Raw genomic sequence first — 21350 nt, 5'->3', positions numbered from 1 at the left:
CCGCACCCGGCGCGATTCTCAGTCGATCGGACGGTTGTCGCGCTCCAACTCGCCCTCGGCGTCGGCGAGCGCGTCGGCGTCGATCTGCTCGGCGAACTCGGCCGCCTCGGCGCTCTGCGCGGCCAGCGCGTCCTTCACCGCCCGGATCGCCACGCCGGGCGGGTAGCCCTTGCGGGCCAGCATGCCCACCAGCCGGCGGAAGACCGCGTCGGGCTCGCCCCGGGCGGTGCGCAGCTTGCGTTCCACCAGGGTGCGGGCGGTGTCCGCCTCGGTCTCCTCGTCCAGCTCACCGAGTGCCTCGGTGGCCACCTCGCCGTCCACGCCCTTGCGGCGTAGCTCGTTGGCGAGCGCCCGGCGGGCCAGCCCTCGCCCGGAGTGCCGGCTGGACACCCAGGCGCGGGCGAACGCGGCGTCGTCGATGATGCCGACCTCGTCGTACCGGTCGAGCACCTCGGCCGACACCTGCTCGGAGATGCCCCGCTTGGCCAGCGCACCGGCCAGCTCGGCCCGGGTGCGGGGCCGGACCGCGAGCTGCCGCAGGCAGATCTCGCGGGCCACCTCCGACTCGTCACGAGGGGGAGACTCGACCGCGTCGGTTTCCGCGGAGCGCCCCCGGCGACCTTGACGGGGGCGGGGTGGATCAGGGGCGTCGCCCGTACGAGGTGGACTGGCATCCCAGCCCCGTCCCGTACGGGCGCGTCGTCCTGCCATGGGTCAGCGACCGGTCAGAAGTCGACAGGCGGCAGCTCCGGGCCACCGGCGGCGTCACCCGCACCGACCCCGACGCCGAGCTTCTCCAGGATCTTCTTCTCGATCTCGGCGGCCACGTCCGGGTTTTCCTTCAGGAACTCCCGGGCCTTCTCCTTGCCCTGGCCGAGCTGGTCGCCGTCGTACGTGTACCACGCTCCGGACTTGCGGATGATCGCCTGCTCCACGCCGACGTCGATCAGCGAGCCCTCACGCGAGATGCCCTTGCCGTACATGATGTCGAACTCGGCCTGCTTGAACGGCGCGGCGACCTTGTTCTTCACGACCTTGACCCGGGTGCGGTTGCCGACCACGTCGGTGCCGTCCTTGAGGCTCTCGATGCGTCGCACGTCGAGCCGGACCGAGGCGTAGAACTTCAGCGCCCGACCACCGGTCGTGGTCTCCGGGCTGCCGAACATGACGCCGATCTTTTCCCGCAGCTGGTTGATGAAGATCGCCGTGGTGCCGGTGTTGCTGAGCACACCGGTGATCTTCCGGAGCGCCTGGCTCATCAGCCGGGCCTGGAGACCCACGTGGCTGTCGCCCATCTCGCCCTCGATCTCGGCACGCGGCACGAGGGCCGCCACCGAGTCGATCACGATGATGTCCAGAGCACCGGAGCGGATCAGCATGTCCGCGATCTCCAGTGCCTGCTCGCCGGTGTCCGGCTGCGAGACCAGCATCGCGTCGGTGTCGACGCCGAGGGCCTTCGCGTACTCCGGGTCGAGCGCGTGCTCGGCGTCGATGAAGGCGGCGATGCCGCCGTTGCGCTGGGCGTTGGCCACCGCGTGCAGTGCCACCGTGGTCTTACCGCTGGACTCGGGACCGTAGATCTCGACCACCCGGCCACGCGGCAGACCGCCGATGCCGAGCGCCACGTCGAGCGCGATGGAGCCGGTCGGAATGATCGCGGTCTGGATGACCGGCCGGTCACCCAGGCGCATCACCGATCCCTTGCCGAATTGCTTGTCAATCTGAGCGAGAGCAAGGTCGAGTGCCTTCTCCCGGTCAGGCCCTGCTGCCATGGTTGCCACCCCTGCCTTCGCCGGCGTCTTTGCTGAGCTTCGCGTCACGCGGACACGCTAGGCGCTGGGTCCGACAGAAAACCAGCCGACGGGCCGCGAGCTGTGGACGAGCACCCCGCTGTGGACAATAGCCGAACAGGTGTACGACTCGACAAGCGACACGCGGAAGCGACGAAAAGGCTGCTCAGCGTAGTCGGGCGGGCACCCGGTCGGGGTACGCGGCGCACACCGCCCGCCACACCACGTGCGTCTGCTCCCCCGACGCCAGTGCCTGCTCGATGGTCCGTCCGCCGAGCTGCGACAGCACCTGGTCGCGGGCGATGCTGGCCGCGTAGCCGGGCCCGAACGCCTCGTCAAGGCGCGTCCAGAAGTCGGTCAGCCGCACAGTGATCAGCCCTCCTCGTCCGGTGCCCTGGTCGGCACCGGGCGCAACGCTAGCGCCACCAGGGGCACCACCGCGACCGCCGCGAGCAGGGTGAGCACCGGATATCCGGCAAACTGCATGACAAACCCACTGGCCACGGCGGCGCCCGCCCCGGCCAGACCCATGATCAGGTCGGACAGCCCCTGCACGCTCGGCCGCACGTCGGCCGGCACCGACTCGGACAGCAACGTCGAGCCGGCCACCATCGTCCCCGACCAGCCCAGCCCGAGCAGGACCAGACCCACCGAGAGCCGTGGCGTGTGGTGCCCCGCGGTGCCGGCGACCGCGCAGGCGGCCAGCAGCAGCCCGACCCCGCCGAGGATCACCACCCGCCGGCCGAGCCGGTCGGTGAGCCAGCCGACCACCGGGGAGAACGCGTACATGCCGGCGATGTGCAGGCTCAACACGATGCCGACCAGCCGCAGCACGTCGGCGTCGGCGTGCGACTCGCCGAGCCGGACCGGGGTCATCGCCATCACCGCCACCATCACCAGGTGACCCACCGCCACGGCGGCGAGGCCGAGCCGGGCGGCGGGCTGTCCGCGTACCACCGACCAGGCCAGCCGCATCCCGGCGCGGCGCGGCGCGCGCACCCTGACCGGCACGGTGGCCGGCGGGGCGTCGCGGGTCGACGGCGTGGCGGCCGCCGCGAGGCGCCGCGCGGTGAGCAGCGGGTCGGGGCGCAGCAACCCGAGGAGTACGCCGCCAGCCAGCACGAAAGCGACAGCACTGAACGCGAACGGGCCGGCCAACGGGGGTAGCCCCCAGCCGGTGGTGAGCCGGTCGGCCAGCGCGGCGAAGTTCGGCGCGGCCACCGCACCGATGGTGGTCGCCCAGACGATCAGGGAGAGCTGCCGCCCCCGGCGGGCCGGCTCGGCGAGATCCACGCCCGTGTAGCGGGCCTGCAGGTTCGCGGCGGTGCCCCCGCCGAAGAGGAGCATGCCGAGGAAGAGCAGCGGCACCCAGCGGGTGGCCGCGGCCAGCACCACGAGTACGCCGCCGACGGCACCGACCGCGTACGCCAGCACCAGACCCGGCCGGCGGCCGTGCCGCGCCATGATGCGGGTGACCGGGACGGCGAGCAGCGCCGCACCGACCACGCCGGCGCTCTGTGCCACGCCGGCCACCGCCGTGCCGGCGATCCGCGCGGCGAGCAACGCGCCCACGGCGATGCCAATGGTCACGCCGATACCACCGATGATCTGGGTGGCGAAGAGCAACCGCAGGGTACGACGTTGGATCGACGTGACGTCGAGCCGGGCGGTACGCGGCGCGGTCAGGTCGGTGGCCATCTGCGCTCCTCACGAGGGGGGTGACCCATCCTCGCCCACCCACGACGGCAAGCGACAGCGGGCTCAACCGACAGCCGACCCGTTCCCGCCACCACGAACCCCCTGCCATGCGCCCCCGCACACCCCAGACCTCCGCCACCCGCGCCCCGCCCTCCCACGCGCCCGCCCCAAGATCCGCGCAACTTCGGTGATGTTGTTGCCTCGGGGCGTCGGGAGGCAGCAGTCTCCCCGAAGTTGCGCGGATTTTGGAGCGCGGGCGGGGGCGGGCGGGCGGGGGCGGGCGTCGTTCATTCGCGTGGTTTTGGTGTGGTGAGCAGGGGTGCCAGCCGGCGGACCCGGATCAGGGTGTGCGCGGCGACGGCCACGCTGACGGCGGCGATCACGCTGAGGATCACCGCGGAGCCCTCCCGGTCGGCGCCGAGGAGAGCGAGCAGGATCAGACCGACGCACATGACCAGGACGGCCGGCAGAGCCACCCAGGTCCCCCGCCGCTGCCCCGCCAGGTAGCCGGGCAGTTCGGCACGTACCCGGTCGTCCGCCGGCACGGTGCCCCCGCGCAGTGCCTGGCGCAGCGCGTACCCCTCCGGATCCCGCCGTGCTCCCGCCTCGCCCACCATCCGCTGGCTCAGGTAGATCGAGGGGACCGCCCAGACGACGCCCAGCGCGGCGTCCAGCACGGCCTCGACCAGCGACTTCTCCCGGTCGAACAGCCAACCCACCGGCAGCCCGATCAGCAGCGTCATCGGCATCCAGTAGACGGCCATGAGCTGCAGCCCGGACGCCCGCCCGAGGAATTTCCTCCGTCGCCCACTGGCCGTGGTGGGATCACCGGCACGAACCTTCGCGCTGTCGACATCCATCGACCCGTGCTACCCGCCGCCCACGGCAACCACGCCACCCCGGCGCACCGTCAATCGTGGACAGTTTCGGTCAGCCGGCCATCACCCGCTTGTGCAGCGCGGAGACCGCCGACCGGGCTGCCACGAACGCGCCGTGCTGCCAGGCCACCTCGTGGCTCAGCCAGTCCCCGGCGAAGTAGACCCGCCCCGCCGGCTGGAGCAGCAGGTTGTAACCGGGTGTGCCGTACCGGGGCGAGGTCCAGGCGCCCTCGATGAAGCGGGTCCGGTCCCAGGCGTGGGAGTACGAGGTGAGCAGTTCGGTGCGGTACTTGTCACCGTGGATCTTCACACCCTGGCTGATCGCGCGTTCGCTGCGCTGCTCCGGCGCGAGCCCGCTGTACGCCCTGGCGTTGGCCCCGGTGTTGTAGTAGCCGACGACCAGGCCGCGCCTGCCGTGGAAGCCGTGGGACGGGTACCAGATGTGCGACAGGTCCAGGTCGGTCTCGGTGATGCCGCCGTAGATCCGCTGGTCGGTCTCCCACCAGCGGCTGCGGTATTCCAGGCCGATCTTGCCGGCGGCGGTGACCGGGAAGTCGGCCAGGGCGGCGGTCACCTCGGTGCCGAGATTGTGCGGCACCCGGGCCATCAGGTGCGGCGGCAGCGCCGCCACGCAGTAGTCGGCGGTGATCCGGGACTGCCGACCACCCTGGCGGTAGGTGACCTCGACCCGGCTGCCCCGGTCGGTCACCCCGGTCACCTCGGCGTTGAGCCGGATCCGTCTCGTGCCCACGGCTTTGCCCAGTGCGCGCGGGATCTGGTCCATCCCGCCGACCGGCTGGAACATCAGCATGGCCTGGTCGTAGCCGAACTCGAACGAGAAGTACCGGCCCACGTTGCTGGCGAAGACGTCGGAGAGCGGCGGCGGCGCGCCGAGCAGGCTCCCCACGTCGTTTCCGGCACCGGGATAGCCGGAGAAGCCGCGACGGCTGGTGCCCGTGTACGCCCAGTCGCTGGTCCGCCCGCCGATCGCGCCGAAGCTCTGCAGGAACGACAGCAGCCGGTCGCGGTCCTCGGTGGTGAGCCGGCCGTCCAGCGCACCCTGGTCGGTAGCCTTGGCGAGCAGTTCGGCGACATAGCCGTACACGTCGGCCTTGGCGGTGCGGTACCGGATCGGCTCGGTCATCCCGGCGGACTCGTTGTAGATCCAGGCGTCGGCGTTCTGGTTGGTGAAGACCTCGATGGGTACGCCGAGCTCCCGGCAGTAGTCCATGGTGACCATCCACTGTGCGATCCGACCCGGCCCGGCGTTGAAGTAGACCCCGTCGGAGAAGCCGGCCCGTTGGGTGCGGCCGTCGAGGTCGGTCTCGACGTCGCCACCCCGGATGGTCAGGTTGCGCCCACCGACGCGGTGCCGCGCCTCCAGGACCGTGCAGTCATAGCCCGCCTTGCCCAGCTCGTACGCGGTGGTGAGCCCCGCGATGCCGCCGCCGAGAACGACCACGCTGGCGCCGGACCGCCCGGTCAGGGTGAAATCCGATTGCTGCGGCGCTCGGAACGCGGGGATCACGGATCCGGCCGCGCTGGGAGCGAGTCCCATGGCACCCATCGTGGCGAGCATCGCACCGGCACCGCCGCTGACTCCGACGGCGCGTAGGAACCCACGCCGGCTGACCATCGACTGCGTCTCGTCGCTCATAACGGCCTCCCCTACAAGATCGACTCGTGTGAGTCTGTAGAGGAGCTGTTACGCCGATCGCGCATTGACGTTTCTGGTGGGTATCGCCTCGGCAACCGCCCGTACTGGCGATTCTCGACAGAGATCTCCGCCCCGGGCACCGATCCGGCCGGGCCTCGGCGACCCCCGGGCCGGCGGGCGACCAGCCGAGGTGCGGCCGAGGCTGTCGGTTACCTACCCGGCGAGGGCACGGCTGGCGACGGCGAGGTCGGCGACCAGCCCTTCGTACGCCTTGTCCTGGTCGTCGGCGCGCAGCACCGCGGACGGGTGGATGGTGGCCAGCAGCCGGGCGGTCGGCGCGTCCGCGCGCTTCCCGGCGTTGTCCACCGGCACCCGCCGGAAATCCTCCGGGTGCTGTGCCGACTCGGGCCAGGGCAGCAGCTCGCCCCGCTGCCGGGTGACCCGGAAGGACGGGCCGAGCAGCGTCTTGGCGGCGGTGGCGCCGAGCACCACCACGATCTCCGGACGCAGCCGGGCGAACTCGGCGACCAACCACGGTCTACAGGCGGTGACGTGCGTCTGGTCCGGGGTCTGGTGGATCCGCCGCTTGCCGCGCAGGAGGAAATGAAAGTGCTTTACGGCATTTGTGAGGTAGAGGTGACCCGGGTCCAGCCCGGCGTCGTCGACCGCGCGGCGCAGCAGGCGTCCGGCCGGTCCGACGAAGGGCAGCCCCTTCTGGTCCTCCATGTCGCCGGGTTGCTCGCCGACCAGCACGACGCGGGCGCTCTCGTCGCCGCGGCCGAAGACCGTCTGCGAGGCGTCCCGGTACAGCTCGCAGCCCCGGCAGCCACCAGCGGCGGTGCGCAGGTCGTCGATGGTGTCGGCGTCGGGCGGGATGAACCGCTGGGCGCCCGGAGCGCTCCCGGTCTGCTCGGCCATGCCGACTGTTATATACCCGTTGGCGGCCCGGTGCCGGGTACGTCCTCGGCGCGGTGCCGAGACGCGGACGTCAGTACCCGTTACCGCCGCCGTCCCCACCGGAAGCGATCGCGATCAGCACGATAATGATGATGATGATCGCCACCGCGACCGCGATCCAGACTCCCTTACGTGCCCCACCTGAAGCCATGACCCCACCTCCGCCGCCCCGCATACCCACCTCCCAGCCCTCCACCCCCGCGATCTTGCACTTTCTGCCCGGACAAATGCCGCATTGATCGACACATCGGCGACAGAAAGTGCAAGATCGCGGGAGCTGGGAGCGGGGGCGGGGGCAGGGCGGGGCGGCTAGGTTTGGAAGCCCTGGGGTGGGGTGGGATTCTGGGCCTTGGCCAGGGCTGCCGCCAGGGGGGCCAGATCCTCGGTGGTCAGCGGGCTGACGCAGATGCGCACGGCGGGAGGGGCGGCGATCCGGTAGAGGGCGCCGGGAGCCACCGCCCAGCCGGCGTCGCGCAGCGCGGTGACCGCGCTCGTCTCGTCCGTCACGGGCAGCCAGACGTTGATGCCGCTGCGGCCGTGCGCGGTCAGACCGTGCGCGGCCAGTGCGGCCAGCAGCCCCGCACGCCGCTGCTCGTAGCTCAGGGCCGCCCGCCGCACCTGCTCGGTGACCGCCGGGTCCTGCCAGAGGGCAAGGACCAGCCGCTGCAACACGGTGGAGACCCAGCCGACGCCGACCCGGGTGCGGCCGGTCACCCGGGCCACCGTGGTCTCGTCGCCGACCAGCACCGCCAGCCGCAGGTCCGGGCCGAACGGCTTGCTCACCGAGCGCACGAAGGCCCAGCTCGACGTCGCGCCGGCCAGCGGGTGCAGGGGTACGCGGGCCAACTCCGCGGCGTGGTCGTCCTCGATCAACAGCAGGTCCCGGCGGCCGGCGAGCAGCGCTCGCAGCGCGTCTGCGCGGGCGGCGGAGACGGCGGCGCCGGTCGGATTCTGCGCCCGGCTGGTGACCACCAGCGCCCGCGCTCCGGCGGCCAGCGCGGCGGCCACCCCGGCCACCAGCGGCCCCTCGTCGTCAAGCGGTACGCCGATCGGGCGCAGCCCCAGCGCGGCGACCAGGTCGAGCAGGTTGGCCCAACCCGGGTCCTCCACCGCCACCGCGTCACCGGGGCGCAGGTGTGCGCCGAGCAGCCGTTCGATGCCATCCAACGCGCCGCCGGTGAGGGTGAGCTCCCCGGCCGGTACGCCGTCGGCGCCCAGCCGGACGCGGGCCTCCTCGGCAAGCTCCGGCAGCACCCCGGCGTCGGAGTAGCCGATCGACGGGCCGTCGTCGGCGGCGAGGGCCGCCAGGTGCGGGCCGAGCGGGGGGAGCAGCCGGGGGTCGGGTTCGCCCCGGGACAGGTCCCGGGCACCGGGCAGCGGCGGGGGGCGCAGCGCGGAGCGGCGGGCGGCCACCGGGGGGCGCGGACGCACTCGGGTGCCGTGCCGCCCGGCGGTGGCGAGCAGGCCGCGCTGGCGCAACTCCTGGTAGGCGCGGGCGACCGTGGCGGGGCTGACGCCCAACTCGGCGGCGAGCACCCGCACGGGCGGCAGGGCGGCACCCGGCGGCAGGGCGTCGGTACGGATGCCCGACTCGATGCTTGCCGAAATCTCGACGGCTGTCGTGCCGGTGAGCTGATAGTGTGCTGACACAAATAAGAGATTGTACTAGAACAAAGGGGCGAGCGCATGTATCCACCCACCGCCCGGACCACACCCCACCGTTCGCGCGACAAGATGAGCTACGACCGGGCCGCCGCCCACGCGGTGCTCGACGAGGCGTACCACTGCGCGTTCGGCTTCGCCGTCGACGGCCGGCCGCGGGTGCTGCCCACCCTGCACGTCCGCATCGGCGACACGCTCTACCTGCACGGCTCCACCGGCAGCCGTCCGCTGCTCGCGGCCCGGGATGATGGGCTGGAGGTCTGCGTGACGGTGACCCTGCTCGACGGCCTGGTCTACGCCCGCTCCCAGTTCCACCACAGCGCCAACTACCGCTCGGTCGTGGCGCTCGGCACCGCCCGGCTGGTCACCGACGAGCGGGAGAAGCTCGCCATGCTCACCGCGCTTGTGGAGAAGGTCGGCACGGGACGCAGCACGGCCACCCGCCCACCCAGCCGCCGCGAGCTGGCCGAGACCGCGGTGCTGGCGTTGCCCCTGCAAGAGGTGTCCGTCCGGAGCCGCAGCGGCGGGGTCCGCGAGGACGAGGCCGACCTGGACCTGCCGCACTGGGCGGGCGTGCTGCCGCTGCGGATGACCGCCGGGCAACCCGAGCCGGACGCCGGGGTCACCGCACCACTGCCGGCGTACCTGCGGACGGCCCGCACGCCCTGGCACGACCCGGTGCCACTGCACGGCGAGCACGTCCGGCTGGAGCCACTGGAGTTGGCGCACACCGACGAGTTGCACGCCGCCACCGCGGATCCGGAGGTGTGGCGGCACCTCAGCGTCGCGCCGCCCACCGTGCCCGCCGAGACCGCCGAGGTGATCCGCACCGCCCTGACCGCCCAGCACCATGGCGAGCGGGCGGCCTGGGTGCAGCGCTGCGCGGTAACCGGGGCGGTGGTCGGCAGCACGTCGTACTACGAGATCGACCCGCAGCGGCGGTCGGTGGCGATCGGGCACACCTTCCTCGGCCGGCCCTGGTGGCGTACCGGGATCAACACCGAGGCGAAGTTGCTGCTGCTCGGCCGGGCCTTCGACGACCTGGGCGCGGTCCGGGTCGCCTGGCACACCGACATCCGCAACGTCCGCTCCCAGGCCGCCATCGAGCGCCTCGGCGCGACCCGCGAGGGAGTGCTGCGGATGCACCGGCAACGCCCGGACGGCTCCTGGCGGGACACCGTGCAGTACGCGATGACCGTCGACGAGTGGCCGAACGCACAGGCCAGGCTGCGGGAAAAACTTCTGCGGACGGCACCGGTGGCGTGATGATGGCGGGCGTGCTGGGGATCACCGACATCTGGACGTACGTGCTGGGCACCGTGGCCATCATCCTGCTGCCCGGGCCGAACTCGCTCTTCGTACTCTCCACCGCGGCCAAGCGGGGCGTCGGGGTCGGCTACCGGGCCGCCGGTGGGGTGTTCGTCGGCGACGGGGTGCTGATGGTCCTCTCCGCCGCCGGAGTCGCGTCGCTGCTCAAGGCGTACCCTCCGCTGTTCTTGGTGATCAAGTACGCCGGGGCCGCGTACCTCGGTTATGTCGGGTTGACCATGCTGCTCGGTGCCGTGCGGCGCTGGCGCGACCGCAACGACCCGAGCACGCCGCGGCTCATCGACGCCGCGGAGCCGGCGGCGATGCGCAGCCCGTTCCGCAAAGCGCTGGTGATCAGCCTGCTGAACCCGAAGGCGATCCTGTTCTTCGTCTCGTTCTTCATCCAGTTCGTCGACCCCGGTTACGCCTGGCCGGCGTTGTCGTTCCTGTTGCTCGGGCTGATCGCCCAGGTGACGAGCGCGCTCTACCTCACCGCGTTGATCTTCGCGGGCACCTTCCTCGCCACCCAGTTCCGCCAACGCCGCCGACTGGCCGCCGGCGGCACCACCGCCGTGGCAGCCCTCTTCCTGGCCTTCAGCCTCAAGCTAGCCACCGCCAGCGCCGGCTGACCCAGGCCCGCGTCCCGCCCGCGTCACTCATGACGTCACAAGAGCGCAATCGACACCTGCCCGCCTGATCGCCCCCGCGATCTTGCACCTTCTGTCGCCGAAATAGGCGTTTTAGGCGTCTTTGCCGGGGCAGAAAGTGCAAGATCGCGGGGCGGGGCGGGCGGGGCGGGGGGTGGGGTGGGTTAGGTGCCGTCGCCGCCGGAGCCGCCTCCTCCGACGCCTGCGCTGCCGGCGGTGCCGCCGAGGCCGTAGCCGGACTGGACCGGCTCGTCGGGGTGGCGGCTGACGTGTGCGGACCCGGCGATCTGTGCGGACCAGTCGGCCTGGGCGGCAGCGGCGGCGTGCCGGTTGATCGCCTGGCGGATCCAGCCGTCGACGGTGGCGACCCAGTCCCGCCGGTCGGTGTCCGCGTGCCAGATCCGGAACCGGCTGATGCTCTGGTGGGTGATGCCGGCAAGCGCCAACCGGCGGTCCATCCAGAGGATCGCCTCCAGACCCGCCGAGTTGGTCACGAAGATCACCTCCAGCTCGGTGATCGGGCCGGCGTAGAGAGGTCCCACCCAGTAGCCCCAGCGCTGGTGCAGCGGCAGGGTGTGCTCGACCCCGGGCAACCCGCCCTCCTGCAACCCGGACTGGCGGATCAGGAAACCGAGCGTGTCCAGCGCCGCCAGCACGTGCTGCTGGGTGGGGAGCGGATGCACGAAGACCGGCACCATGGCCCCCTGGTCGAGATCGGGGTCGAGCGACACCTCGGTCCGCAGGCCCATCCGCAGGCTCAGCAGCGGCACCCCGCCGAAAATGGTCACCGGGGTCTCCCAGGGCAGTGGCAGCGCGAAGTCGACAGCCCGCCGTCGACCGGCCGGCACGACGAAGCGGCCGGCTATCGGCACCTGGTGGAACTGCACGAGACGCCGGGGAGCCGCCGGGTCGTCCGGTTCGACAGTGGTGACCAGGCCGAGCCGGATGTGCCGCACCAGTACGTCCTCCGGGCCGGCCGCGAGGGTCACCCGCCCGGGCAGGCGCAGGCCCGGGCGGGTGCTCGGGTTGGGCAGCGTGGTCTGCACGGAGAGCCCGGTCCGGCCGGACTCCGGGGACACCCCTGTCAGCCGCACCACGGGCCCCTTCCGGACGGGGACCCCGTCGGCCCCACCCGCCGCGCCTACCCGGTCAGGCTGACGTCACGCCCCCCGCCCCGAGCAGCGTCGCCGGGCGGACCCGGCCACCCGGCATCCGCGCGACCAGGTCCGAAAGACCCCGCCGCCCGGCCCACCCCGCCGGCACGACCAGGTCCGACAGACACCACCGGGTCCGACAGATCAGCGCAACCGCCGCCCACGCGGCACGGTGTCGGTCTCGTCGTCGAACTCCCCGATGACCTCCTCCAGGAGGTCCTCCAGGGCCACGAAACCGATCGGCCGGGCCGGGCCACCGCCGTTGCGTACCAGCGCGAGCTGCGACTGTCGGGCCCGCATCGCCCCGACCGCCTCGGTCACCGAGGACGTCGCGGGCAGCGTGAACGCGGGGGTCATCAGCTCCCCGGCGGTGGCGATCCGGCCGGTGGTGACCGCCCGCACCGCCTCCCGGACGTGCACCAGGCCGCACACGTCGCCCGCCTCGTCCAGCACCGCCAGTCGGGACCGGCCGCTGTCCCGACTGACCTGTTCGATCCGTTCGGCCGGGTCGTCCCGACGGACGGTGACCATGGTGGCGAACGGTTCCATCACCTGGGCCACGGATGTGCCCTGTAGATCCAGCATGCTGGTCAGCAACTGGTGCTGCTCGGCGCCGAGCAGCCCGTGCTCGCGGGACTGCTCCAGCAGCATCTTCAGCTCGTCCGGGCCGTGCACCTGGGCGAGCTGATCCTGCTGGTTCACCCCCACCAGCCGCAGGATCGCGTTGGCCAGGGCGTTGAGCGCGGAGAGCACCGGCCTGGACACCCGGGCGAAGGCGCGGAACGGCAGCGCGAGCAACGTCGCCGAACGCTCCGCGTCGGTGATCGCCCACGACTTCGGCGCCATCTCCCCCACCACCAGGTGCAGGAAGGTGACCACCCCGAGGGCGAAGACCAGGGCGATCAGGTGACTGGCCGCGTCCGGGAGACCCACCGCGTGCAGCAGCGGGCTGAGCAGGTGCTCGATCGCCGGCTCGGCCAGCGCGCCGAGACCCAGCGTGCACAGCGTGATGCCGAGCTGCGCGCCGGCCAGCATCAGCGACAACTCGCGGACGCCGTCCAGTGCGGCGCGTGCCGCCCGACCGCCGTTCGCCGCCGCCTGCTCCAGGCGGTACCGCTTGCTGGCCACCAGGGCGAACTCGGCGGCCACGAAGAACCCGTTCAGTGCCAGCAGGATCACCGAGCTGAACAGCGCGATCCCGGGGCTCATGCGGTCACCTCGGGTTTGGTCAGCTGCAACCGCACCGAGTCGGCCACGTGCCGGTCCACGGCCAGCACCTCGACCAGGGCCCGGGGTTCCGTCTCGTTGTCCTCGCCGTCGGCGCCCTCGGGCAGCAGGCTGATCTCCAGCCGGTCACCGACCTCCGGCACCCGGCCCAGCTCCCGCATCACCAACCCGGACAGGGTGTCGTACTCCGGGGCCTCGGGCAACGCGATGCCGGTGCTGTCGGCAACCTCGTCGATCCGCCAGCGGGCCGGTACCACCCAGGATCCGTCGTCCTGCCGGGCCGGCGCCCGGTCCGGCGGGTCGTCCTCGTCCCGGATCGGGCCGACCAGTTCCTCGGCGATGTCCTCCAGGGTGATCACCCCGGCGAAGCCGCCGTACTCGTCGACCACGCACGCCATCTGCCGGTGTCCGGACCGCAGCCGGTCCAGCACCGTGGGCAGGGCCAACGTCTCCGGTACGAGCAGCGGCGGCCCGGCCACCGCGCTCACCGGGGTGGTGGCCCGCTCCCCCGGGGGTACGCCGAGCACGTCGGCGATGCCGACGACGCCGAGCAGGTCGTCGACGCCCTCCGCACCGCGCACCGGGAAGCGGGAGTGGCCGGTGTCCAGCAGCTCGACCACCCGGCTGACCGGCTCGTGCGCCCGTACGGTGTGCACGTCGACCCGGGGCACCATGGCCTCACCGGCGGTCAGCTCGCGGAAGTCCAGACCTCGGTCGAGCAGCGTGGACATCTCGGCGTCGAGGGTGCCCTCCTCGCGGGACTCGGCGATGATCTGTTCCAGGTCCGCAGGGGTGGCGCCGCTGGGCAGCTCCTCGATCGGCTCGATGCCGATCCGGCGCAGCAGACGCACCGATGCCCGGTCGAAGAGCCGGATCACCGGCCCGGCGACGGCCAGGTAGAGCAGGGTGGATCGGCTCAGCGCCCGGGCCAGTTGCTCGGCTCGGGCGATGGCCAGGTTCTTCGGCGCCAGCTCGCCGAGCACCATCTGCACGACGGTGGCGATGACCAGGGCCAACGCCACCGACAGCGGCAGGCTGACCGCCTCGCTGACGCCGGCCACACCGAGCAGGTCGGCGAGGCCACCGCCCAGGTACGGCTCGGCGACGTAGCCGACCAGCAGGGCGGTGACGGTGATGCCGAGTTGGGCGCCGGAGAGCACGAAGGAGAGCCGGCTGGTGACGGTCAGGGCCCGGGCGGCGGCCTGGTCGCCGTCGTCGGCGAGCTGGCGCAGCTTGCCCCGGTCCACGGCGACGTAGCCGAACTCCTGGGCCACGAAGTAACCGGTGGCGGCGGTGAGCACGATGATCAGAAGAAGGCCGACGACGATCAGCACGGGTCGCTCAGGGCTCCCGGGGTCGTCGGGACGGGGAGATGCCGGGCACGACCCGGCTGGCTACTGCTGCCCTCCTGGGCAGAGGAGTCGATCATGCCGTCATTTTATCCGCCCCGGCTGGAGGCCCGCTGGGAGATGGTCGCGCCGCACGGCCGGGCCGGTGACCGGGTCCGGGCGGCCCGGCCAGGTCACCGGTCGGCCAGCTCATCGGCATCGAGCAGGCCCCGGTCGAGCCGTCCCGACCGGTACGCGGCCCGCCCGATCATCTGCGCCGCGACCGGCGCGGTCGCCAACTGGAAGACCGCCACCAGCGCGACCATGCCCAGATCCGCCGGAGACCGCAGGCGCAACGCGATGCCCAACAGCAGCAGGAGCACCCCGAGCACCTGCGGTTTGGTGGCCGCGTGCATCCGGGACAACGCGTCCGGGAACCGCAGCACGCCGATCCCGGCGGCCAGGCCGAGCAGTGCGCCGGCCACCAGGCAGGCGGCACCGAGCCAGTCCGCGATGGCCGCGATCACCGCTGCTCCCGAACGGCGAAGCGGACGAGTGACACCGAACCCACGAAGCCGAGCAGGGAGAGCACCACCAGCACGGGCAGCGTGGTGGCATGCCGGTTGACCGCCGCCTCGGCGCCCACCGCGCCGACCATGGTGGCGAGCAGCATGTCCGCGGCGATCACCCGGTCCACGAGCGACGGACCACGGTAGAGGCGGGCCAACGCGAGGAGCGCGGTCACCGACAGCAGGGTGGTAAGGACGGCGGCCAGGAACATGGTCACGGGCTGGTACCCCTCTCGGATTCGTCGGTCTCGACGCGGCGCAGTTCGGCGCCGGAGCCGACCGCCCGGATGATGCGCCGTTCGACGGTGCGGGTGCGGTCCCGGGCCACGTCGAGGTCCACCGGCCCGTGGGTGTCGAGCACGTGCAGGTAGAGCGTCCCGGAGTCCCGGTCCACCTCCAGGATCAGCGTGCCCGGCACCAGCGAGACCGCCTCGGCGGTGAGCGCCAGGTTCAGGTCGGTGGGCACCCGCAGCCGGACCGCGATGATGGCCCCCCGTGGCCGGTAGCCGGGCTGCACTGCGATCCGGGCGACGTGCAGGCTCGCGCTGACCAACTCCACGGCGAACCGCGCCGCGAACACCAGCAGCCCACGCAACCGCAACCGACCGCCGAAGCTGACCGCCGGCAGCGGGAAGAAGGCCAGCACCGCGCCACCCACCAGCACACCACCTGCCGCGTTCGCCCAGTTGATGTCGCCCCAGAGCAGGTTCCAGACCACCACCAACCAGCCGAGCGCCGCCGTCTGGTCCCGCCAGCGCCCGAGCCGGCCACGCCCCGACGCCGGCGGCCCGGGAGCGTCGCGGGCCGACTCGGAGGGGCCGGTCACGGCACGCCGCCCGGCAGCACGGCATCGACGTACGGGGTACGCAGGCGCAGGTCGGCAGCCGCATCGGCGGTGACGTCGAAGAGCGGACCGGCCAGCACGGTCAGCGCCAGCCCGAAGGCGACAAGAGCCACCGTGGCCCCGACCATCAGCTTCGGCAACCGGACGGCCGGCTCGCTGGTGGCCAGTCGGGGCGCGCGCCAGAAGGCGATGTTCCACACCCGCGACGCCACGTAGAGGGTGAGCAGGCTGGTCAGCGTGCCCGCCGCCACCAGCGCCCAGGGCAGCGGGCCACCGGCCGCCACGCCGGCCTGGAGCAGGCCGAGTTTGCCGAGGAAACCGGAGAACGGCGGCACCCCGGCGAGGTTCATGGCCGGGACGAAGAACAGGACACCGAGCAGCGGGGCCACCCGGGCCAGCCCGCCGATGCGGCGCAGGTCGGTGCTGCCCGCGCGCTCCTCGACAAGCCCGGCCACGAGGAACAACGTGGTCTGGATGGTGATGTGGTGCACCACGTAGAAGATCGCGCCGGAGAGCCCGGCGGCGGTGCTCAACGCCACCCCGAAGATCATGTAGCCGATGTGGCTGACCAGGGTGAACGAGAAGAGCCGCTTCAGATCGGACTGTGCCACCGCCCCGAGGATGCCGATCACCATGGTCAGCCCGGCGACGACCATGAGCAGCACGTCGGCGTGCCCACCGGGAAACAGCAACGTCTCGGTGCGGATGATCGCGTAGACGCCCACCTTGGTCAGCAGACCGGCGAAGACGGCGGTGACCGGGGCCGGTGCGGTGGGGTAGCTGTCCGGCAGCCAGGCCGACAGCGGGAAGACCGCCGCCTTGATCGCGAAGCCCAGGAGCAACATCAGCTCCAGGGCCAGTCGTACGCCGTCGGGCAGGTCGTCGAGGCGCCGGGCGAGTTGGGCCAGGTTGAGCGTGCCGGTGGCCGCGTACACCAGGCCCACCGCCGTCAGGAAGATCATCGAGGAGAGGATGCTGACCACCACGTACGTCGACCCGGTCCGGATCCGGGCCTCGGAACCACCCAGGGTGATCAGCACGAAACTGGCGGCCAACAGGATCTCGAAGCCGACGAAGAGGTTGAACAGGTCACCCGCCAGGAACGCGTTGGTGACGCCGGCGGTCAGCACCAGGTACGTCGGGTGGAAGATGACCACCGGTGAGCTCTCACCGGTCTCGCTGCGCCCCTGGCCGATCGAGTACAGCAGCACGCAGAGGGTTACCGCCGACGAGACCACGAGCATCAGCGCGGCGAGTTGGTCGGCGACGAGCACGATGCCGAACGGCGCCGGCCACGCACCGACCGCCACCACCACCGGCCCGTGCCGGTACGCCTGCACCAACAGCAGCACCGCCACGGTGAGGGTGCCGCTCAGGCAGAGCACGCTGACCACCCGCTGGAGCCGGGGCCGCGCGGCCAGCAGCAGGGTCAGCGCCGCACCGAGCAGCGGCACCACCACCGGCAGCGGCACCAGCGTGCTCATCACGCCTCCTCCCCGCGGCGGAGTCGACGGCGGGCAGGCTCGGGATCGACCTGCTCCGGGTCGTCGCCCGGCCCCTCCCCGCCGAGGTCGGCGGTGCCCACCTCGTTGCGCACGGCACGGCGGATGATCTGCCGGTCCTCCAGGTCGTCGGGCACCTCGTCGTCGCCGGTCAGATACCAACTGCGGTACGCCACCGCGAGCAGGAACGCGCTCAGCCCGAAGGTGATCACGATGGCGGTCAACACCATCGCCTGCGGCAGCGGATCACTCATCCGCTCGATCGGGCCGGTCCCGACGATCGGCGCCGCGCCGGGCCGCCCGCCCAGCAGGATCAGCAGGTTCACCCCGTTGCCGAGCAGGATCACCCCGAGCAGGATCCGGGTCAGGCTGCGCTCCAGCAGCAGGATCACCCCGCACCCGACGAGCACCGCGACGGCCAGCACCAGCACCAACGTCGGTCCCGCGCCGGTCGCCGTCACCGTCTCGCCCCTGGTCGCGACCGTGGGGCGCGCAACTCCGGCGTACTCCTCGCGCTCACGGAGCCGGCTGTTGTTCGCGACTGCGGGGCGCGCAACCCCGGCGCACTCCTCGCGCTCACGGCCGCTCACCCTTGTCGACGGCCAGGCCGCCCGTGGCCGTCCCGGTGGCCTCGATGTGCCGGTCCACCTCGGCGCCGAGGCTGCGCAGGATGTCCAGCACCAGCCCGATCACGACCAGGTACACGCCGATGTCGAAGAAGAGCGACGTGACCAGGTGGACGTCACCGACCAACGGCAGGGACCCGTCGACCTTGGCGCTCTCCAGCACCGATCCGCCGACCAGCAACCCCACCACACCGCTGCCCACCGCCACGGCCAACCCGGCGCCCAGGATCACTCCGGCGCCGATCGGGGCCGCCTCGGTCAACTCGTAGCGGCCACCGGCCAGATAGCGGACCACCAGGGCGAGACCCGCCACCAGACCGCCGGCGAAACCGCCCCCCGGCGCGTTGTGCCCGGAGAAGAGCAGGAACAGGGAGAACAGCACGACGGTGTGGAAGATCAGCCGGATGACCACCTCCAACACGATCGACCGGCGTTCCTCGTGGAGAGTGGGACCGCCCCGCAGCCACACCGGTCGACCGGGTCGGTTCACCCGCGCATCCGACTCGGGCCGGCGCGGTCGCGGCCCGGTGCGCGACCGCTCGAAGATCAGGCTGGCCACCCCGGTCGCGGCCACCACCAGGACCGCCAACTCGCCCATCGTGTCCCAGGCCCGGATGTCGACAAGTGTCACGTTGACCACGTTGCGGCCGTACCCGTGGGCCACCGCCAGATCCGGAAAGGCCGCGGCGACGTCCGGTGCCCGGCGGGCACCGGCGGCGGTGAGGGCCAGCCCGGCGGCCACCACGCCCACCGCCACCCCGATCGCCCGGCGCGTCCACCGGCTGCGGCGCAGCGGCCGGGCCGAGAACCGCTGCGGCAGGCGGCGCAGCACCAGCACGAAGACCGCGATCGTCGCGGTCTCCACCAGGAACTGGGTGAGCGCCAGGTCGGGCGCCCCGTACAGGACGAACAGCATCGCGGTGCCGTAGCCGGTCATCCCCACCAACAGCATCGCGGTCAGCCGACGGCGGGTGCCGACCGCCAACACCGCCGCCACCGCGATCACCAGCACGACCACCGGTTGCGGCAGGTTGTCCCAGAGCGGGAGCCGAGCCCGCCACGGGCCGGCGGAGAGCATCGCCGCGCCGGGCACCAGCACCAGGACGACCAGGATGACGCCCAGATACTGCGGCAGGGAGCCGCGCTGCGTCGCCCCGGTGACCTCGATGGCCAGCCGGTCGAACCGACCCACGATCCACTCGTACCCCTGGTTGCCGCCCACCGGCGCACGGAGCCGGGCCAGCACCGGGGTGAGCGGCCCGCGCACGGCGAAGAGCAGGCCGCCGCCGGCGAGCGCCAGCACGGACAGGCCGAGCGCCGGGGTCGGCCCCGACCAGAGCGCCAGGTGCGCGTCGACCCCACCGAGCAGATCGGCGTACGGGCGCAGCAGGTCGTCCAGCACACTCGCGGCCGGGCCGGCGAGCAGACCGAGCCCGGCCAGCACCGCCGGTGGCACCAGCAGCGACGCGGCGATCGGGCCCGGCCGGGTCGGTGCCACACCCGGGCGGTCGGCGAACGCTCCCCAGAGGAAACGTGCGCTGTACGCGACGGTGAGTACCGTCCCGGCGACCAGACCGGTGAGGAGCACCGGCTGGTCGGTGAACGCCCCGAACACCGCCTCCTTCGCGACGAAGCCGACGAGCGGCGGCACACCCGCCATCGACGCCGCGGCCAGCACCGCGACCACGAACAGCGGTGTCGACCAGTGCCGCAGCCCGGACAACCCGCCCAGGTCGCGGGTGCCGGCACCGTGATCGATGATGCCGACGACCAGGAACAACGCCGCCTTGAACAGCGCGTGCGCCAGCAGCATCGCGGTGCCGGCCAGGGCGGCGTCCGGTGTGCCGGAGCCGGTCACCGCGACCAGCAGGCCGAGCTGACTGACCGTCCCGTACGCCAGCAACAGCTTCAGGTCGGTCTGCCGCAGCGCGGCCCAGCCGCCGAGCAGCATGGTGGCCACGCCGGCGATCTGCACCACCGGCCGCCACGGCCCGACCGTGGCGAGCACCGGCGCGAGCAGCCCGACCAGGTACACGCCGGCCTTGACCATGGCGGCGGCGTGCAGGTACGCGCTGACCGGCGTCGGTGCCGCCATCGCGACCGGCAGCCAGGAGCTGAACGGCAGCACCGCCGACTTGGACAGCGCGCCGGCCAGGATCAACAGCACCGCGACCACGAGGTACGCGCCGCCGGCCGGTGGCTGGGCGGCGATCTCCGACCAGCGGTAGGTGCCGGCGTGCTCGCCCAGCATGATGAACCCGACGAGCATGGCCAGCCCGCCCAGCGTCGTGACGGTCAGCGCCTGCGCCGCCGCCCACCGACTGGCACGCCGCTCGGTGCTGTGCCCGATCAGCAGGTACGAGAAGATCGTGGTCAGTTCCCAGCCGACGTAGAGCAGCAGCAGATCGTCGGCGAAGACGAGAACGAGCATCGCGCCGGCGAAGGCGACCAGGATCCCGACGTACCGTGCCAGCCCGCTCGACCCGGTGCCGAAGTAGCGGGCGCTGTAGACCAGCACCAGCGCGCCGACACCCCCGATCAGCAGCGTCATCAGCCAGGACAGCGTGGTGAGCCGAAAAGCGAGGTCGAGACCCAACTGCCGGATCCACGGGTACGTCTCGACCACCGCCCCGCCGTCGGCCACGGCCGGGGTGTGGGCCAGCGCCCAGCAGAACGCGGCGGCCGGCACCAGCGCCAGCGGGTAACACGCGCGTCGGTCCCACCACCGGACGAGCAGGGGTGCGACGAGGGCCCCCACGAGGTGAAGGACGAGCAGTACCAGCACCTACGCTCCCGATCGAGGTGGCCCAGCGCCCGTGCAGCGGTGGCGCCCAGGGCCTGTGTGATGGGGGGCGGTCGAGCCGGACCCGCCGCGGACCGGCCAGTCCTCAGGAAACAGGCCCTAGCAGCGATCAGACGCCAGTTTGTCGCTCACCGCGCGGTTTTGCCGGAATTCACCCACAGAGACCGAACCGCAGACACGGCCAACCCGGCCGGCAACACCCTTGATCAAGAGCCTTGCGTCCCCGCGGCGCTTCTGACGCACACCTCTCGATCCGCGGGGGCGGGGGTCGGTCAGCGGTGTAGAGCGTTGTTGCGGGGGTGGGGGCTGTCGGGGGTGGGGCGGTCGTGGCACAGCTCGGCGAGCAGGTCGACACGGCCGAGTTGACGCGCGACCCGGTCGACCACCCGCTCCGCGACGGCCAGCGACCGCACCGAGAGCAACCGGCCCCGGCTCTCCCGGCGCAGCACGAAATAGTGGACGGCGACGCGCACCTGGCCACGATCGGCGGCGCTGGCCTGGGCGGTGCACAGGACCAGCTCCCGCAGGCAGTGGGCGAGGCGCTCGGCGAGCTCGAGCTCGGGGCCGTGCAGGCCGGCACGTAGCGCGGCAAGGTGACTGTCGACCTTGCGAATCAGCACGTCGGTGCCGGGTTCGATGGTGTGCTGCTCGCCGGCCATCAAATCCCCTCACCCCGGTTCGCGTTGGCAGTGAAGTTACT

Annotated in this window: 20 protein-coding genes; 2 read left to right on the top strand and 18 right to left on the bottom strand. The window is 72.2% G+C overall.

Features of this window, described 5'->3' with window-relative positions; genetic code table 11:
* Positions 1-18 precede the first annotated feature (18 nt).
* The 8 genes from ACGFIW_RS02745 to ACGFIW_RS02710 all read right to left on the bottom strand — a co-directional run bounded on the left by ACGFIW_RS02745 (position 19) and on the right by ACGFIW_RS02710 (position 8630).
* Positions 19-711, bottom strand: coding sequence for a regulatory protein RecX (locus ACGFIW_RS02745; protein ID WP_393310602.1), 693 nt, complete (start codon positions 709-711; stop codon positions 19-21).
* Positions 712-725: 14 nt separating this feature from the next.
* Complete coding sequence (gene recA / locus ACGFIW_RS02740) at positions 726-1772, bottom strand: recombinase RecA (RefSeq protein ID WP_124778261.1); 1047 nt, start codon at positions 1770-1772, stop codon at positions 726-728.
* A gap of 184 nt (positions 1773-1956) precedes the next feature.
* On the bottom strand, positions 1957-2157 hold the full coding sequence (locus ACGFIW_RS02735; protein ID WP_030489422.1) for a DUF3046 domain-containing protein: 201 nt from the start codon (positions 2155-2157) through the stop codon (positions 1957-1959).
* A 5-nt stretch (positions 2158-2162) separates the two neighbouring features.
* A complete protein-coding gene (locus ACGFIW_RS02730; RefSeq protein WP_393310601.1) occupies positions 2163-3488 on the bottom strand; it encodes an MFS transporter in 1326 nt (441 codons plus the stop codon).
* Between the two features lie 287 nt (positions 3489-3775).
* Entirely contained in the window at positions 3776-4348 is a 573-nt protein-coding gene (locus tag ACGFIW_RS02725) for a hypothetical protein (protein ID WP_393310600.1), read from the bottom strand.
* 70 nt (positions 4349-4418) lie between these two features.
* Complete coding sequence (locus tag ACGFIW_RS02720) at positions 4419-6023, bottom strand: flavin monoamine oxidase family protein (protein WP_393310599.1); 1605 nt, start codon at positions 6021-6023, stop codon at positions 4419-4421.
* 213 nt (positions 6024-6236) lie between these two features.
* Positions 6237-6941: a UdgX family uracil-DNA binding protein gene (locus tag ACGFIW_RS02715; RefSeq protein ID WP_393310598.1), complete on the bottom strand. Its 705-nt coding sequence runs from the start codon at positions 6939-6941 to the stop codon at positions 6237-6239.
* Positions 6942-7289: 348 nt separating this feature from the next.
* Positions 7290-8630, bottom strand: coding sequence for an aminotransferase class I/II-fold pyridoxal phosphate-dependent enzyme (locus ACGFIW_RS02710; RefSeq protein ID WP_393310597.1), 1341 nt, complete (start codon positions 8628-8630; stop codon positions 7290-7292).
* Positions 8631-8666: 36 nt separating this feature from the next.
* Here ACGFIW_RS02710 and ACGFIW_RS02705 point away from each other — a divergent pair, with 36 nt between their 5' ends.
* Together ACGFIW_RS02705 and leuE are read left to right on the top strand one after the other, a co-directional pair.
* On the top strand, positions 8667-9908 hold the full coding sequence (locus ACGFIW_RS02705) for a bifunctional pyridoxamine 5'-phosphate oxidase family protein/GNAT family N-acetyltransferase (RefSeq protein ID WP_393310596.1): 1242 nt from the start codon (positions 8667-8669) through the stop codon (positions 9906-9908).
* Positions 9908-10579: a leucine efflux protein LeuE gene (gene leuE, locus ACGFIW_RS02700; protein ID WP_393311221.1), complete on the top strand. Its 672-nt coding sequence runs from the start codon at positions 9908-9910 to the stop codon at positions 10577-10579. The genes ACGFIW_RS02705 and leuE overlap by 1 nt, the downstream gene beginning before the upstream one ends.
* Before the next feature lie 182 nt (positions 10580-10761).
* On the opposite strand, the gene ACGFIW_RS02695 is transcribed toward leuE, so the two are convergent.
* The 10 genes from ACGFIW_RS02695 to ACGFIW_RS02650 all read right to left on the bottom strand — a co-directional run bounded on the left by ACGFIW_RS02695 (position 10762) and on the right by ACGFIW_RS02650 (position 21309).
* Positions 10762-11691: a sporulation protein gene (locus ACGFIW_RS02695; protein WP_393310595.1), complete on the bottom strand. Its 930-nt coding sequence runs from the start codon at positions 11689-11691 to the stop codon at positions 10762-10764.
* 204 nt (positions 11692-11895) lie between these two features.
* Complete coding sequence (locus tag ACGFIW_RS02690) at positions 11896-12960, bottom strand: hemolysin family protein (protein ID WP_393310594.1); 1065 nt, start codon at positions 12958-12960, stop codon at positions 11896-11898.
* Positions 12957-14312 carry a hemolysin family protein gene (locus ACGFIW_RS02685; protein ID WP_393310593.1) on the bottom strand — a complete coding sequence of 452 codons (1356 nt, stop codon included), beginning with the start codon at positions 14310-14312 and terminating at the stop codon, positions 12957-12959. Before ACGFIW_RS02685 ends, ACGFIW_RS02690 begins: the two co-directional genes overlap by 4 nt.
* 188 nt (positions 14313-14500) lie before the next feature.
* The gene (mnhG, locus tag ACGFIW_RS02680; protein WP_393311220.1) at positions 14501-14830 is read right to left on the bottom strand and encodes a monovalent cation/H(+) antiporter subunit G; all 330 of its coding nucleotides are present in this window, start codon (positions 14828-14830) and stop codon (positions 14501-14503) included.
* The gene (locus ACGFIW_RS02675) at positions 14830-15093 is read right to left on the bottom strand and encodes a monovalent cation/H+ antiporter complex subunit F (protein ID WP_393310592.1); all 264 of its coding nucleotides are present in this window, start codon (positions 15091-15093) and stop codon (positions 14830-14832) included. Before ACGFIW_RS02675 ends, mnhG begins: the two co-directional genes overlap by 1 nt.
* Positions 15090-15701, bottom strand: coding sequence for a Na+/H+ antiporter subunit E (locus tag ACGFIW_RS02670; RefSeq protein WP_393310591.1), 612 nt, complete (start codon positions 15699-15701; stop codon positions 15090-15092). The genes ACGFIW_RS02675 and ACGFIW_RS02670 overlap by 4 nt, the downstream gene beginning before the upstream one ends.
* Complete coding sequence (locus ACGFIW_RS02665) at positions 15698-17203, bottom strand: Na+/H+ antiporter subunit D (protein ID WP_393310590.1); 1506 nt, start codon at positions 17201-17203, stop codon at positions 15698-15700. Before ACGFIW_RS02665 ends, ACGFIW_RS02670 begins: the two co-directional genes overlap by 4 nt.
* A complete protein-coding gene (locus ACGFIW_RS02660) occupies positions 17203-17682 on the bottom strand; it encodes a Na(+)/H(+) antiporter subunit C (RefSeq protein ID WP_393311218.1) in 480 nt (159 codons plus the stop codon). The genes ACGFIW_RS02665 and ACGFIW_RS02660 overlap by 1 nt, the downstream gene beginning before the upstream one ends.
* A gap of 115 nt (positions 17683-17797) precedes the next feature.
* On the bottom strand, positions 17798-20632 hold the full coding sequence (locus ACGFIW_RS02655; protein ID WP_393310589.1) for a Na+/H+ antiporter subunit A: 2835 nt from the start codon (positions 20630-20632) through the stop codon (positions 17798-17800).
* Positions 20633-20922: 290 nt separating this feature from the next.
* Positions 20923-21309 carry a hypothetical protein gene (locus ACGFIW_RS02650; protein WP_393310588.1) on the bottom strand — a complete coding sequence of 129 codons (387 nt, stop codon included), beginning with the start codon at positions 21307-21309 and terminating at the stop codon, positions 20923-20925.
* Between the last annotated feature and the right edge of the window lie 41 nt (positions 21310-21350).

Origin of the sequence: Micromonospora sp. NPDC048935 (assembly GCF_043197875.1) — a bacterium.
Taxonomy (GTDB): Bacteria; Actinomycetota; Actinomycetes; order Mycobacteriales; family Micromonosporaceae; genus Micromonospora.
Note: the sequence above shows the minus strand (reverse complement) of the source record. Positions and strands in the feature narration are given on the sequence as shown.